The organism is Robertmurraya siralis (genome assembly GCF_005502275.1).
Classification (GTDB): domain Bacteria; phylum Bacillota; class Bacilli; order Bacillales; family Cytobacillaceae; genus Robertmurraya; species Robertmurraya siralis.
In genome coordinates, this window is the sequence record NZ_SWLZ01000001.1 from 465191 (window position 1) to 481115 (window position 15925).

Consider the following 15925-nt stretch of genomic DNA (forward strand, 5'->3'; position numbering starts at 1 on the left):
GAAGAACATTCCTTCCTGACTTAAGAATACTTTAATAAAGGAGTGTATTTATGCCTGAGGGCAAAATTATTAAAGCGTTAGCAGGGTTTTATTATGTTTTAACAGATGAAAAAAAAGTCATTCAATGCAGGGGGCGTGGGGTATTTCGCAAAAAAAAGGTGAGCCCTCTTGTTGGTGATGAAGTTCTTTTCCAAGCAGATAATGATCAGGAAGGGTATATTCTAGAAATTAAAGAACGAAAAAACGAACTCGTTCGACCTCCGATCGCCAATGTTGATCAAGCTATTTTGATTTTTTCTGCAGTTGAGCCTGACTTTAGCACAGCTTTGCTCGATCGTTTCCTTGTCCTCATTGAATATAATCGAATCCGTCCGATTATTTGTGTTTCGAAAATGGATTTGGTCAATGAAGAGGAAAGAGAACGAATTTTGAACTACGGCAGGGACTATGAAAAAGCTGGTTATCATGTCCTTTTTACCTCTTCTGCTACGGAAGACGGAGTAGAAAAATTACTGCCCTTATTAGAGGGTGAAATTTCGGTTTTTGCCGGGCAATCTGGAGTGGGAAAGTCTTCATTATTAAATGTTTTGAAACCGGATCTTAAATTGGAGACAAATGATATTTCAACCCATTTGGGACGTGGTAAGCATACAACGAGGCATGTAGAGTTAATTGAAATTGGTGCCGGCTTAGTAGCAGATACTCCTGGATTTAGTTCATTGGAATTTATGGAGCTTGAAATGGAAGATTTAAATTATTGTTTTCCAGAGATAGAGACAGCAAGTGAATCTTGTAAATTCAGAGGCTGTTTGCATATGCAAGAGCCGAAATGTGCCGTTAAAACAGCGGTCGAATCCGGCGATATTCCCGAATACCGCTATGAGCATTACAAGCAGTTTTTGCAAGAAATAAAAGAGAGAAAGCCGAGGTATTAGCAATGGTGAAAATTGCACCTTCGATTTTATCCGCAGATTTTTCCAAACTAGGAGAAGAGATTAAAGATGTAGAAAATGGCGGGGCAGACTATATCCATGTTGATGTTATGGATGGTCATTTTGTACCTAACATTACAATTGGACCTCTGATTGTTGAAGCGATAAGACCTGTCACTAGCCTTCCGTTAGATGTTCATTTAATGATTGAAAACCCTGACCAATATGTAGAGGCGTTTGCAAGAGCTGGAGCAGATTTTCTGACGGTTCATGTAGAAGCATCAAGGCATCTTCACCGTACCATTCAAAACATCAAGTCTTGCGGTGTCAAAGCCGGAGTAGTTTTAAATCCAGCCACATCGATTGAAACGATTAAACCGATTATTGACGATGTGGACATCGTTCTGTTAATGACAGTTAACCCTGGCTTTGGCGGTCAAAAGTTCATCCATTCCGTTTTGCCAAAAATCAAAGAAGTAAGGGACTTGGTGAGAGCGAGAGGTTTGGAAACTGAAATAGAAGTTGATGGTGGGGTAAATGAGGAGACTGCAAAATTATGCATTGATGCGGGGGCGAATGTACTCGTTGCAGGATCTGCGATCTATAATAAATCGGACCGAAAGCAAGCAATTGAAGGGTTACGAGGATAAAGTCAGCTGCAGCATAGCTGACTTTTTTCGTAGTTTTTTATAATTAAGCAGGGGGTGGAGAAATGTACATTAATATTGTTGCAGGTGGACCAGAAGAGCATCTGCCTGATCTTGCAGAGTTTAACGATCATTCCATCTGGGTTGGGGTAGATAAAGGTGTATTGCGCCTCATAAGCCATGGAATTGAGCCGGCCTATGCTTTTGGCGATTTTGATTCAGTAACGGATGAAGAATGGACCATGATCCGCTCAAAAGTGAAAAATATCCAAACGTTTAGAGCGGAAAAGGACGAGCCTGATATGGAACTTGCTATTAATTGGGCACTGGAGCAGTGCGCAGAAAAAATTCGTATTTTTGCCGGCACGGGAGGAAGGCTTGATCATTTTTTAGGCAATGTGCAATTAATGTTAAGACCTTTACTAAATCATGTGAATGCGGCTATAGAAATAATTGATAAGAAAAATATTATATTTGCTAAAGGACCTGGAAGTTATCGCATAGAAAAAGATGAGCAGAAAAAATACATATCTTTTATTCCGTTTTTAAGCGCAGTGTCTGGCCTCACGCTCACTGGATTTAAATATCCGCTAAATGATCGGCATATTCCGTTAACTTCTACATTATGTATAAGTAATGAACTTATTGATGATAATGGTACTTTTTCTTTTACGAAGGGCATATTATTGGTGATAAGAAGCAATGATTAACTAATTTTTTTTGTAAGAATATAATAGTAATGCATTACTTAGGAATAATGCTGTATGCGTGAGATGGTAAGGAGGGACATGATGAAATTTTATACAATTAAACTTCCGAAATTTCTTGGTGGTATTGTCCGGGCCATGCTGGGAACATTCAAAAAGGGCTAATGTAGATCATCTTTAAAAGCAAATGATGCGCACCTCATAAAAATGAGATGTCAGACTATAGACAAACTTGAGAAAGCAAGTTTGTCTATAGTCTCAGTTTGTCGACAAAAGGGGTTCGGAATGGTCACACATTCCGAACCCCTTTTGTCGACAAACTGAAGAGCATCTGCATGGATGCTCTCATTCTTCTTATACACGTTCAACTTTACCTGATTTAAGTGCTCTTGCAGAAACCCAAACACGCTTAGGCTTACCGTTCACAAGAATACGAACTTTTTGAAGGTTTGCTCCCCATGTACGCTTGTTAGCGTTCATAGCGTGAGAACGTGCATTACCTGAAGTTGTTTTTTTACCAGTGATTACACATTTACGTGGCATATTTATTTCCCCCCTTACTATGAAAGGCGTATCATTTCAACCTATACATCCTGCGCAATGAATCTTGCCGTTTTTAATTTAATGCGAAAAATTACAAAACATTTTTCGACCATTAAAAGATACTTTAATAATTTATCATACAAACATACGGAATGCAATAGGGATATAAAAGAGTTTCAAGAATATTACCTTGACAGCTAATTGATAATAAAATATGCGGCCGAAAGTTGATGCTGATTCATTCGACCTTTTTATGAAGAGTTTTCTGTAGACTTTCAAATTTGAAATCATTATAGTAAAATGACTGTAGTTGAATTAAATTGCATAAAAGCAAGTGCATGTTTTACGAAGTAGTGAAATATGTTGAAATCAACAGTTGAATGAGTTTACCGGATTCGAATTCATAAAAGCATTCAATACGGATTAATTTCCAAAGGGGGAAGACCTGTGTCCATTGAATTGAAAACGAGCTACGGACAAATTGATATCTCGAACGATGTGATTGCTACAATTGCAGGTGGAGCGGCAGTTGACTGTTATGGTATAGTAGGAATGGCGTCAAAACATCAAATTAAAGATGGATTAACGGATATACTGCGTAGGGATAATTTCACACGTGGTGTCATCGTGCGCCAAGAAAATGATGATGTGCATATTGACATGTATATTATCGTCAGTTATGGAACGAAAATTTCCGAGGTAGCCCACAATGTTCAGTCTAAAGTAAGATATATATTGGACAAGACAGTCGGACTTAGTGTGGAATCGGTAAATATATTTGTTCAGGGCGTTCGTGTTACGAACCCGTAGTGAGGAGGAAGTTTAGTGTCTATGAAAACTTTAGACGGAAAACGTTTTGCAGAAATGGTTGCCGTAGGGGCGAACCACTTGTCCACAAATGCTAAATATGTGGATGCATTAAACGTTTTTCCTGTTCCAGATGGAGATACTGGAACGAATATGAACTTATCGATGACTTCTGGCGCGAAAGAAGTTAGAAATAATGTTCAGGACCATATCGGGCGTGTTGGTCTTGCTCTATCAAAAGGTCTCCTAATGGGAGCTCGAGGTAACTCAGGGGTTATTCTATCCCAATTATTTCGTGGGTTCTCAAAATATGTTGAACAAAAAAGTGAAATAAACGCTTCCGAGTTTGCCCAAGCGTTTGAAGCAGGGGTGCAAACAGCTTACAAGGCAGTAATGAAGCCTGTTGAAGGTACCATTCTTACCGTCGCTAAGGATGCAGCAAAACGGGCAGTTGAAGCGGCAGAAAAAAGCGATGATATTGTGAAGATTATGGAAGCGGTCGTTAAAGAAGCAAAAGCATCTTTAAAAAGAACACCAGATTTGCTTCCAGTTCTAAAAGAAGTTGGGGTTGTCGATAGTGGCGGTCAAGGTCTTGTTTTTGTTTATGAAGGTTTCTTGGCGAATTTAAAAGGGGAGCAATTGCCAGATAATCTATCTGACCTACCAAATATGGATGAGCTTGTTAGTGCTGAGCACCATATGAGCGTTCAGGGTCATATGAATACAGAAGATATAGAATTTGGATACTGTACAGAGTTCATGGTGAAATTTGAACCTGAAAAGCTTTCGCATAATCCTTTTTCTGAGGAAAACTTTCGTCAGGATTTAAGTGAATATGGAGATTCACTTTTAGTAATAGCGGATGAAAACGTTGTAAAAGTACATATTCACTCGGAGCAACCGGGAAATGTTTTATCTTACGGTCAAAAATATGGTAGCTTAATCAATATGAAAATTGAAAATATGCGTGAACAGCATACCAATATCGTTGGGGAGCAGCATAGGGCAGAGGCTCCGCCTAAACACAAGGAAAAGCTCGAGTACGGGATTGTAACGGTTTCAATGGGCAGCGGGATAGCTGAGCTGTTTAGAAGTATTGGTGCCCATGCTGTAATTGAAGGCGGACAAACAATGAATCCTAGTACAGAGGACATTGTAAAGGCAATCAAAGAGATCCATGCGGAAAAAATTATCATTTTGCCTAATAATAAAAATATTATTATGGCTGCTGAGCAGGCAGCTGAGGTTTCTGAGGAAGATGTCATTGTCGTTCCATCAAAGACAGTTCCACAGGGCTTAGCAGCGCTTCTTGCCTTTAATCCAACAGCGGATCTTGAAGCTAATAAAGACGGAATGTCGGAGGCGTTAGCACATGTGAAAACTGGACAAATCACCTATGCTGTTCGTGACACGAATATCGATGGCATTGAAATTGCCAAAGATGACTACATGGGGATCGCCGACGGTAAAATCGTCTTGAAGGATAAGGACAGAGCGAAGGCAGCTATTGAACTATTAAAAAATATGCTTGATGAAGATTCTGAAATCTTAACCATTTTAAAAGGTGAGGATGCAACAGACGAAGATGTCGAAGCAGTGACAGATTTCGTTTCGCAACAATTTGAAGATGTTGAAATTGAAGTGCATGATGGAAAACAACCATTGTACGCATTTATTTTCTCCATTGAGTAAATATGAGCCAATGTTACTTCAATAACCTTCTAAATACTTACAAAAAGCATGGCTAATTTAGTCATGCTTTTGTGATTATCTTTAAGTAAAGGAGGAGTGCAATGATGAGTGGGGTTCATCGTTTAAAACAATCCATTACTGCAATAAAAGGGATTGGTGACGAAACTGCTGTTGCCTTAGCTGAGATGAACATATATTCAATTGAAGATTTGCTTGAGCATTATCCCTTTCGTTATGAGGATTACCGTCTCAAGGATTTAACCGAAGTGAAGCACGAAGAAAGATTAACGTTGGAAGGAAAGGTGCAAAGTGAACCATCCCTCGTTTATTATGGTAGAAAGAAGTCGCGTCTGACCGTTAAATTGCTCGTTGACCATTTTTTAATCCAAGTAATCTTTTTTAATCAGCCATATTTAAAGAAGAAAATAGTCCTTAACGAAACGATTCAAGTGACAGGAAAATGGGATATGCATCGACGCACTATTACAGCGTCTGAAATGCAATTAGGACCTTCAAATCAAAAAGAGATGCTCTCACCTGTTTATCATGTAAAAGGAACGATAACTGTTAAAGGAATACGCCGTTTTCTGCAATTAGCTTTTCAACAGTACGGTGACAAAATCAATGAAACTTTGCCTCAGCACCTTCTCGCAAAATATCGTCTTCCCAGCCGAAAAGAATCAATAAAAATGATTCATTTTCCTTCTGATGATGATGACATAAAGCAGGCTAGAAGAAGGATTGTTTACGAGGAATTTCTGTATTTTCAATTGAAAATGCAGGCTTTACGAAAGTTTGAGAGAGAACAATCACAAGGTGTCATGCAAAGCTATGATTTAAAAAAACTCAAAGGTTTTCTCCATTCGCTGCCTTTCCCGTTGACCAATGCCCAAAAAAGAGTTGTCAACGAAATTTTAGCAGATATGAAGTCCCCGTATCGGATGAGCAGACTCCTTCAAGGTGATGTTGGTTCAGGAAAAACAGTCGTCGCGGCGATTGCGTTATTTGCTAGTATTTCTGCTGGTTTTCAAGGAGCTTTGATGGTGCCGACTGAGATTTTGGCAGAGCAGCATGCAGAATCGCTTATTGGCTTGCTGCAAGCATTTAATATTCAATGTGAACTTTTAACAAGTTCTGTGAAAGGAAAGAAAAGAAAAGAAATCCTTGAACGGCTGCAATTGGGTGAAATTGATGTTTTGATCGGCACGCATGCTTTAATTCAAGATGAGGTGCATTTTCATAAACTTGGTCTAGTTATCACTGATGAACAACATCGCTTTGGCGTCGAGCAAAGGAAAATCCTGCGCGAAAAAGGCGAAAATCCCGATGTGCTCTTTATGACAGCTACTCCAATTCCGAGAACGCTTGCGATCACTGTCTTTGGTGAAATGGATGTTTCTGTCATTGATGAAATGCCTGTTGGAAGAAAAACAATTGAAACTTATTGGGCGAAACATGAAATGCTTGAACGAGTATTGGCGTTTATGGAAAAAGAGTTAGCAAAGGGTAGGCAGGCTTACGTTATTTGTCCATTGATCGAAGAGTCTGAAAAGCTTGATGTTCAAAATGCGATAGATGTTCACGCTGCTCTTATGACTTACTTTGATGGCCGTTATCAGATTGGATTAATGCACGGTCGCTTAAATGCTGATGAAAAAGATACAGTCATGAAGGCTTTCAGCCAAAATGAACTTCAGGTTCTTGTTTCCACAACAGTTGTGGAAGTCGGAGTTAATGTGCCGAATGCAACGCTCATGGTCATTTATGATGCAGAACGTTTCGGTTTGGCGCAACTGCACCAGCTTCGCGGGCGTGTCGGCAGGGGGAGTGAGCAATCTTATTGTATATTGCTTGCCAATCCAAAAACAGAGATTGGAAAAGAACGTATGCAAATTATGACTGAGACGAACGATGGCTTTGTCTTAAGTGAAAAGGATCTGGAGTTAAGAGGTCCCGGTGATTTTTTTGGAAAAAAGCAAAGCGGTGTGCCAGAGTTTAAATTAGCAGATATGGTCCACGATTACCGCACATTAGAAACAGCAAGAAACGATGCGGCGATGATGATTCAATCAGAGGAATTTTGGCATTCTCCTAGTTATGCTGCATTACGAGATTATCTTCATAAATCAGAAGTATTAAAAGGTGAAAAGCTGGACTAAAGTGCTTTGGTAGCATTGCTAGAATAGATTACTGGAAGAATTCTTTCTTGCAATCTGTATTTTTTAATCATATACTACTATTAGTACCTAGTCTTAATATCTTGGACGGTGTCATAAATGAGAAGAAATAAAAGAGAACGGCAAGCGCTGTTAACAGAGACAATCAAGGAAAATCCGTTTATCACAGATGAAGAACTGGCAGATAAATTTTCCGTAAGTGTGCAAACGATCAGATTAGATCGGTTAGAGTTATCGATCCCTGAGCTTAGAGAGCGCATCAAAAATGTTGCAGAAAGAACATTTGAGGATGAGGTTCGCTCTTTACCAATTGATGAAGTAATTGGGGAAATCATTGATATGGATTTAGATCAGTCAGCGATTTCTATCTTAGATATAAAAAAAGAACATGTATTCAAACGAAATCAAATTGCTAGAGGGCACCATTTATTTGCTCAAGCTAATTCACTGGCGGTTGCTGTGATCAATGATGAACTCGCTTTAACAGCTAAAGCGAATATTCGTTTTACCCGCTCAGTAAAAGAAAGTGAAAGAGTGGTCGCGAAAGCGAAGGTGCTTAATATTGATGAAGAGACTGGACGCACACTCGTTGAAGTAACAAGTTATGTAAACAGTGAGATTGTTTTTAAAGGTGATTTTGAAATGTATCGCTCGCATGCCTAAATCATTGTTTTACTAAACTGAATATAAGGAATGAGGCATAATGAAATTAGCCATTGATGCTATGGGTGGAGATCACGCCCCAAAGGAAATTGTTCTTGGAGCAATGAAGGCCATTGAGGCCTTTTCTGACTTGGAAATCATCTTAGTTGGTGATGAAAGGAAGATTAAGGAGTATCTTTCAAATGAAGGAAGAATTTCGATTGTACATACCGAAGAAGTGATTTTAGGAACGGATGAACCTGTTCGTGCAGTGAGAAGAAAAAAGAACGCGTCCATGGTGCTTGCTGCGAAGCTTGTCGCCGATGGAGAGGCTGATGGCTGTATTTCGGCTGGGAATACAGGCGCATTAATGGCGGCAGGATTATTTGTTGTTGGCCGTATAGAAGGAATTGATCGGCCTGCCCTCTCCCCGACCCTGCCAACAATTGGCGGAGAAGGATTTTTATTACTTGACGTCGGAGCGAACGTTGACGCAAAAGCAGAGTACTTATTACAAAACGCAATAATGGGCTCGATCTATTGCGACAAGGTGAGAGGCGTTGCAAATCCGCGTGTTGGACTTTTAAACATTGGAACGGAAGAGAAAAAGGGCAATGAGCTGACGAAGCAGGCATTTGAGCTGTTGCAGAACTCTAACCTTCATTTCATTGGCAACGTCGAGGCTCGAGATTTATTAGATGGTGTTGCTGATGTAGTAGTCACGGACGGATTTACTGGCAATATGGTATTGAAAACGATCGAAGGAACAGCGATGTCAGTATTTAATATGTTGAAGACCGTTCTTTCAAGTGATTTAAAATCGAAGCTTGCCGCTGCTGTTTTAATGCCTAATTTAAGAGCTTTAAAGGCAAAAATGGATTACTCTGAGTATGGTGGTGCTGGATTATTTGGTTTAAAGGCACCTGTCATTAAAGCACATGGCTCTTCAGATGCAAACTCACTTTATAATGCAGTGCGTCAAACCCGTGAAATGGTTCAAAAAGAAGTGATTCAAACAATTAAAGAAACGCTCGAAGAAAAATCGAATTAATCTACCGAAAGGAGATTTTTAATGGGGAAAATTGCTTTTATATTTCCAGGACAAGGTTCCCAGACGGTTGGAATGGGACAAACACTTGCACAAAAAGATAAATCTGTGAAGGCTATTTTTCAAAAAGCGGATGAAAGATTAGGCTTTGCACTTTCAGACATCATTTTTGAAGGCCCGCAGGAAAAACTGACATTAACAACTTATGCCCAACCAGCATTGTTAACGACGAGCATTGCAATCTTACATTATTTTAAGCAGGCTAACATTAAAGCCGATTATGTTGCCGGCCATAGTTTGGGTGAATACACAGCTCTTGTTGCAGCTGGCGCGTTTTCATTTGAAGATGGGGTATATGCTGTTCGAAGAAGAGGAGAATTTATGGAGGAAGCCGTTCCTAATCGAGAAGGGACAATGGCAGCGGTACTTGGGTTAGAGCGCAACGAACTCGAGCAAGTTACGGCAGAGGTCACGACTGGGGGACATCCTGTTCAATTGGCGAACATAAATTGTCCTGGTCAGATCGTGATTTCCGGCTCTCGCAGAGGGGTCGAATTAGCTTCCATTAAAGCGAAAGAAGCTGGGGCCAAGAGAGTTCTTCCTCTTGAGGTCAGTGGGCCGTTTCATTCAAGTTTAATGAAGCCAGCGTCTGCTAAATTAGCGGCTGTCCTCGATGAAGTGAAAATTGAAAAAGCAACCATACCTGTTATCGCAAATGTATCGGCAACGGAGATGGTAGAGCCAAGTGAAATCAAAAATAAATTGATTGAGCAATTATATTCCCCCGTTCAATGGGAAGATACAGTGAAAAGAATGATCGGACTTGGTGTTGATACTTTTATTGAAATTGGTCCTGGAAAGATTCTATCAGGATTAGTGAGAAAAATCGATCGTACGGTTGCAACCTATGCTGTTTCAGATGAAGAAAACTTTAAGACTGTGTATGAAGCAATGAAGGAGGGAGTACAATGAAGATTGAAGGGAAAAATGCCTTAGTAACAGGTGCATCAAGGGGAATTGGAAGAGAAATAGCATTGGAACTGGCAAGACAAGGCGCCAATGTAGCGGTAAATTATGCTGGTAGTGAAAAGATGGCAAATGACGTCGTGGATGAAATCAAATCTTTAGGACGCGAAGCATTTGCTGTCCAGGCAGATGTTGCAGATGGAGATGCTGTTTCTAATATGATGAAACGAGTAATAGAGCAATTTGGAAGTATTGATATATTAGTCAACAACGCTGGCATCACTCGAGATAATCTGCTTATGCGTATGAAGGAAGAAGACTGGGATGCAGTTATTGATACAAATTTAAAAGGTGTCTTTCTTTGTACAAAAGCGGTCACTCGTCAAATGATGAAGCAGAGAAGCGGGAGAATCATTAATATTTCCTCGATCGTGGGCGTAGGCGGAAATGCTGGACAAGCGAATTATGTTGCCGCCAAAGCAGGGGTGATTGGTCTAACTAAAACGACTGCGAAGGAATTGGCATCACGAGGAATTACTGTTAATGCAGTTGCGCCAGGCTTCATTACGACAGATATGACGGATCAATTAAATGAAGAGATGAAGGCAGAGATGCTAAAGCAAATTCCACTTGCTCGTCTCGGTGAACCGCAAGATATTGCAAAAGTTGTCGCTTTCTTAGCTTCAGAAGAGAGCCGTTACATGACTGGTCAAACTTTACATGTTGACGGCGGAATGATCATGTAAAACGAAACCAACGGAGTACCCAAATGTTTGAAAGCTATATTATATAAAGTTGCATTGGTGATGTAATTTTAAGAGGCGGGAAATAGCCGAAACATTTAAGGGGAAGTGGAGACATTCGCAACCATGCAAGATAAAGATTTATCCTTAAAAAAGTGAAAACGAGATTTTAATTTAAAATAAAATCATCTATAATGGCTTGAGGGGAGGTGAACAAGCATGGCAGAAGTATTAGAAAGAGTAACAAAAATTATCGTTGACCGCCTTGGTGTGGAAGAATCTCAAGTAAAACTTGAAGCAACTTTCAAAGAAGATCTTGGTGCGGATTCACTAGATGTCGTTGAACTAGTTATGGAATTAGAGGATGAGTTTGATATGGAAATTTCTGACGATGATGCTGAAAAAATCCAAACAGTTGGTGACGCAGTTAATTACATACAAGCCAATTCATAATGCAAGGTCTTTTAAAAGCTCCGTTTTTAACGGGGCTTTCTTCTATAGAAAGAGCTTTGGATTAAAAAAGCTCCTTCATGATGATAGGCATTTAAAGAATTTCTTTGCGTTTTAAAGGAAATAAAAGTACACTTGAATCTAGAATGTAAAAATATAGCAAGGTGGATGCAGGATGCGTAAAAGTGGTAAAGATAAGGACAAATGGACATTACGAAATAGGGATAGACAGTTTAAAGACTTTCAAGATAAAATAGGTGTGCATTTTACCAATGTAAAATTACTTATACAAGCTTTTACTCATTCATCATATGTGAATGAGCATCGCAAAAAGCCTTATGATGACAATGAAAGGCTGGAGTTTTTAGGAGATGCAGTTCTTGAATTAACAGTGTCTCAATTTCTTTATAATAAGTATCCAACAATGAGTGAAGGAGAGCTTACAAAGCTGCGAGCAGCTGTTGTTTGTGAGCCTTCTTTAGTATCATTTGCTAACGAGCTCACCTTTGGCGAGTATGTGCTGTTAGGCAAAGGGGAAGAGATGACTGGAGGAAGAACGAGACCCGCATTGTTAGCTGATGTATTTGAAGCGTTTATTGGTGCTTTGTTTTTGGATAAAGGAATTGATGCAGTTGTGCAATTTTTAGAGAAGGTTGTATTTCCGAAAATTGATGCTGGTGCTTTTTCTCATGTGATGGATTTTAAAAGTCAATTGCAAGAGCATGTACAGAGAGACGGATCTGGATTAATAGAATACAAAGTCTTGCAAGAAAAAGGACCCGCTCATAATCGGGAGTTCATTTCCCAGGTGTCTTTGAATGGGGAGGAAGTAGGAGTAGGTACAGGTAGATCAAAAAAAGAAGCAGAGCAGCATGCGGCCCAAATGGCTCTCGAAAAACTAAAAGCACATCTGTAGAATTAAGATTACAAGAGGATATTTTTGCAAGTGTAACCGATAGATGATAAGGATCGAAGGGGGATACAAACGTGCATCTTAAACGTTTGGATGTAGTAGGGTTTAAATCTTTTGCTGAACGCATTGGGGTCGACTTTGTCCCTGGTGTGACAGCAGTTGTTGGACCTAACGGAAGTGGTAAAAGCAATATTACGGACGCAATCCGTTGGGTGCTTGGAGAACAATCAGCTAAATCCCTTCGTGGAGCAAAAATGGAAGATATCATTTTTGCAGGTAGCGATTCGAGAAAACCACTGAACTTTGCTGAAGTTACTTTAACTTTAGAAAATGAGGATCAATTTCTGCCGATTGATTATCAAGAGGTAAGTGTAACAAGAAGAGTTTATCGCTCTGGAGATAGTGAGTTCTTTATTAATAAACAAAGCTGTCGCCTTAAAGATATTGTTGATTTATTTATGGATTCCGGCCTCGGTCGAGAAGCGTTTTCAATCATCAGTCAAGGAAGAGTTGAAGAAATTCTCAATAGTAAAGCTGAAGAAAGAAGAACGATTTTTGAAGAAGCGGCCGGAGTTTTAAAATATAAAACGAGAAAGAAGAAAGCGGAAGGGAAGCTTTCAGAAACACAGGAAAATTTAAATCGTGTTAATGATATTATTCATGAACTTGAAGGGCAAGTGGAGCCATTAAAAATTCAAGCTTCTATTGCAAAAGATTATCTTCAGCAAAAGGAGGAGCTTGAAAAAATTGAGGTAGCTCTTACCGTTTATGAGATTGAAGATTTGCATGGAAAGTGGGAGCAATTATCGGCCCAATTAGAAAATCATAAACAAGTCGAAATGCAGTTGTCTTCTACTTTACAAACAAAAGAAGCAAAAGTAGTGGAAATGAGAGAGCAAATTGCTGCATTAGATGAATCGATCAATGATCTTCAAACCGTTCTCCTTCATGCCAGTGAAGAATTAGAAAAACTTGAAGGACGGAAGGAAGTTTTAAAGGAAAGAAAAAAGAACGCAAAGCAAAATAAAGAGCAACTTGAAAAGAATATTCAAACATTATCATTGAAGATAGATGAACTGGAAAGGGAAAAAGCAGAGCAAGAAGCGGTGGCGGCGACCCTTGAAAATGAAGCAGCTGAGATTGAGGAAACCTTAGTCGAGAAGCAGAAGCAATTAAAGCTTTTCAGTGAAAATATTGAAGAGACAATTGAATCTTTGAAGAGTGATTATATTGAAATTTTGAATCAGCAGGCCACATATAAAAATGAATTGCAAAATGTTGAGGCGCAGCTTGGACAACAAGATCATCGCAGCAAGCGTTTGGAAGAGGACAACGAGAAATATCTAGAAGAACGCCGCCTTATTGAAAATAAACGAGCAGGTATTCTTGCGAAATTAACGGAAGTGCAAAAAGAGCTGGAGCAGCAGGTGCATATTTTCAGAAATGAGCAAAATAAGCTTGAAAATTTGCGCAATCAATATGACAAGCAAGAAAAAACTCTCTATCAAGCTTATCAATATTTGCAAAAGGCGAAATCAAGAAAAGATATGTTGGAAGAGATGGAAGAAGATTATTCCGGGTTTTTCCAGGGTGTTAAAGAGATTTTAAAAGCAAGAGACAGCAAGCTCTCTGGTATTGAAGGAGCCATTGCCGAGCTTATTCAAGTTCCAAAAGAATATGAGGTCGCAATTGAAACGGCGCTTGGCGGTGCGATGCAACATGTGGTTGTAGCTGGCGAAGAGAGCGGCCGTCATGCCATCCAATATTTAAAGAAGAATTCGTTTGGAAGGGCGACATTTTTACCGTTAAATGTAATTAAAGGAAAATCATTGTCCACTCAACAGCAGCAATCGATAAGTGGACACCCAGCCTATGTCGGTATAGCTGCCGAGCTTATTCGCCATGATGAGAAATATGGTCAAGTGATTTCAAGTCTCCTTGGCAATGTCGTAATTACAAAAGACCTTAAAGGTGCTAATGAAATGGCAAGAATTCTTCAGTATCGCTGTCGTTTCGTTACTTTGGATGGTGACGTTGTTAACGCTGGTGGAGCGATGACTGGTGGTGCCCTAAAGCAAAAGTCGTCTTCTCTTTTAAGTAGAAAGGGTGAGCTAGAGGGATTAATTGCAAAGCTTGGGGAAATGGAGCAGCAAACTGCTGTTAAAGAAGAGCAAGTTAAGCAAGTTAAATCCAATATTCAAGCGCAAGAAGCTCACCTTGAAGAGCTCCGAAGAAATGGGGAAGAACTCCGTTTGCTGGAGCAATCCATAAAAGGAGAGCTACGTGAGGTTGAGTTAGAAGAAAAGAATATGAATGAAAAACTTGCCTTGTACGATATGAATATTTCTCAGTATGGGGAAGAAAAAGAAAAACTTTCGGCTCGAAAAGTGGAATTAACAAATCTTTTAGCTGTTTCTGAGAAAGAAAAAGCTAAATTGGATAAAGAAATCACTTTATTGACAGAGCAAAAAAATTCACAAATTTCATCTAAAGAAGCACTGGTCGAGGAAATTAGCGAATTGAAGGTCAAGCTTGCAGCGAAAAATGAACAATCACGCAATGCACGTGAAAAACTTACGAAAACGACGTTTGAGCTTGAAGAAAATAAGGAAGCCTTTGCAACGATCTCCGAGGATCTACAGTTGCTTTCAACAGAAATGACTGATAGTACATCTGGAGAGGAACATTTGGAAGAAGCAGCAAATCGTAAGGCTCAGGATAAAAATGAGACGATGAAGTTAATCTCTGCCCGGCGCGAGGAGCGTCTTCAACTTCATAATCAAGTGGAGGATGCGGAGCTTGAAGTGAAAGAATTAAAGCGTCAGCATAAAGGGTTAATTGGGGTATTAAAGGATGAAGAAGTGAAGTTAACACGTCTTGATGTGGAACTTGAAAATCGCTTAGCGCGCCTGCGTGAGGAATACTTGCTTTCCTATGAAGGGGCAAAGGAAGAATATTTATTAACGATACCTGTCGATGAAGCGAGAAAGAAAGTAAAGCTTATTAAGCTAGCAATCGAAGAATTAGGAACTGTCAATCTCGGTGCAATTGAAGAATACGAGCGTGTTTCAGAGCGCTATGAATTTTTATTGGAACAGAAAAACGACCTTCAAGAGGCAAAGGACACCTTGTTCCAAGTGATTGGCGAAATGGATGAAGAAATGAAAAAACGCTTTGAACAGACGTTTTATGGAATTCGTTCACATTTCGAGTACGTTTTCCAAGCGCTCTTTGGCGGTGGACGAGCTGATCTTCGCCTTACTGATCCGGATGATTTATTAAATACCGGTGTTGAAATTGTGGCGCAGCCACCAGGCAAGAAGCTGCAAAACCTTGGCCTGCTTTCCGGTGGAGAAAGAGCGTTAACAGCAATTGCCCTTCTTTTCTCGATATTAAAGGTAAGACCTGTTCCGTTTTGTATATTGGATGAGGTGGAAGCAGCTCTTGATGAGGCGAACGTTCATCGATTTAGTCAATACTTAAAACGATATAGTCATGAAACGCAGTTTATTGTCATCACCCATCGAAAAGGTACGATGGAAGGTGCAGATGTTCTGTATGGTGTGACCATGCAGGAGTCGGGTGTTTCAAAATTAGTGTCTGTAAGGCTAGAAGAAATGAATGAACTAGTAAAATCGTGAAGATTGCAAATGGTAAA

15 protein-coding genes are annotated in these 15925 nt (G+C 39.7%); 14 read left to right on the forward strand and 1 reads right to left on the reverse strand.

The features are described from left to right. The first annotated feature begins 50 nt into the window (after window positions 1-50). The 4 genes from rsgA to spoVM all read left to right on the forward strand — a co-directional run bounded on the left by rsgA (window position 51) and on the right by spoVM (window position 2451). On the forward strand, window positions 51-935 hold the full coding sequence (gene rsgA / locus FCJ93_RS02185) for a ribosome small subunit-dependent GTPase A (protein ID WP_095307976.1): 885 nt from the start codon (window positions 51-53) through the stop codon (window positions 933-935). A gap of 2 nt (window positions 936-937) precedes the next feature. Beyond that, a complete protein-coding gene (gene rpe, locus FCJ93_RS02190; protein ID WP_137742817.1) occupies window positions 938-1582 on the forward strand; it encodes a ribulose-phosphate 3-epimerase in 645 nt (214 codons plus the stop codon). 62 nt (window positions 1583-1644) lie between these two features. Then, entirely contained in the window at window positions 1645-2289 is a 645-nt protein-coding gene (locus FCJ93_RS02195; RefSeq protein WP_137742818.1) for a thiamine diphosphokinase, read from the forward strand. An 81-nt stretch (window positions 2290-2370) separates the two neighbouring features. Beyond that, window positions 2371-2451, forward strand: a complete 81-nt coding sequence (spoVM, locus tag FCJ93_RS02200) for a stage V sporulation protein SpoVM (protein ID WP_017551496.1) — start codon at window positions 2371-2373, stop codon at window positions 2449-2451. 189 nt (window positions 2452-2640) lie between these two features. On the opposite strand, the gene rpmB is transcribed toward spoVM, so the two are convergent. Beyond that, window positions 2641-2829 (reverse strand): 50S ribosomal protein L28, encoded by a 189-nt coding sequence (rpmB, locus tag FCJ93_RS02205; protein WP_095307982.1) that lies wholly within the window; start codon window positions 2827-2829, stop codon window positions 2641-2643. 447 nt (window positions 2830-3276) lie between these two features. Here rpmB and FCJ93_RS02210 point away from each other — a divergent pair, with 447 nt between their 5' ends. The 10 genes from FCJ93_RS02210 (at window position 3277) to smc (ending at window position 15908) form a co-directional block, all read left to right on the forward strand. Then, on the forward strand, window positions 3277-3639 hold the full coding sequence (locus FCJ93_RS02210) for an Asp23/Gls24 family envelope stress response protein (protein WP_095307984.1): 363 nt from the start codon (window positions 3277-3279) through the stop codon (window positions 3637-3639). A 15-nt stretch (window positions 3640-3654) separates the two neighbouring features. Continuing rightward, on the forward strand, window positions 3655-5328 hold the full coding sequence (locus FCJ93_RS02215; protein WP_137742819.1) for a DAK2 domain-containing protein: 1674 nt from the start codon (window positions 3655-3657) through the stop codon (window positions 5326-5328). A gap of 104 nt (window positions 5329-5432) precedes the next feature. Further along, the gene (gene recG / locus FCJ93_RS02220; protein WP_137742884.1) at window positions 5433-7487 is read left to right on the forward strand and encodes an ATP-dependent DNA helicase RecG; all 2055 of its coding nucleotides are present in this window, start codon (window positions 5433-5435) and stop codon (window positions 7485-7487) included. Between the two features lie 117 nt (window positions 7488-7604). Then, a complete protein-coding gene (fapR, locus tag FCJ93_RS02225; protein ID WP_095307990.1) occupies window positions 7605-8168 on the forward strand; it encodes a transcription factor FapR in 564 nt (187 codons plus the stop codon). A 40-nt stretch (window positions 8169-8208) separates the two neighbouring features. Next, complete coding sequence (gene plsX / locus FCJ93_RS02230) at window positions 8209-9198, forward strand: phosphate acyltransferase PlsX (protein WP_137742820.1); 990 nt, start codon at window positions 8209-8211, stop codon at window positions 9196-9198. 21 nt (window positions 9199-9219) lie between these two features. Further along, entirely contained in the window at window positions 9220-10167 is a 948-nt protein-coding gene (gene fabD / locus FCJ93_RS02235) for an ACP S-malonyltransferase (RefSeq protein WP_137742821.1), read from the forward strand. After that, a complete protein-coding gene (gene fabG / locus FCJ93_RS02240; protein WP_137742822.1) occupies window positions 10164-10907 on the forward strand; it encodes a 3-oxoacyl-[acyl-carrier-protein] reductase in 744 nt (247 codons plus the stop codon). The genes fabD and fabG overlap by 4 nt, the downstream gene beginning before the upstream one ends. Window positions 10908-11123: 216 nt before the next feature. Further along, window positions 11124-11357, forward strand: a complete 234-nt coding sequence (acpP, locus tag FCJ93_RS02245) for an acyl carrier protein (RefSeq protein ID WP_095307998.1) — start codon at window positions 11124-11126, stop codon at window positions 11355-11357. Between the two features lie 172 nt (window positions 11358-11529). After that, window positions 11530-12270: a ribonuclease III gene (rnc, locus tag FCJ93_RS02250; protein ID WP_137742823.1), complete on the forward strand. Its 741-nt coding sequence runs from the start codon at window positions 11530-11532 to the stop codon at window positions 12268-12270. Between the two features lie 71 nt (window positions 12271-12341). After that, window positions 12342-15908, forward strand: a complete 3567-nt coding sequence (gene smc, locus FCJ93_RS02255; RefSeq protein WP_137742824.1) for a chromosome segregation protein SMC — start codon at window positions 12342-12344, stop codon at window positions 15906-15908. Window positions 15909-15925: the final 17 nt, after the last annotated feature.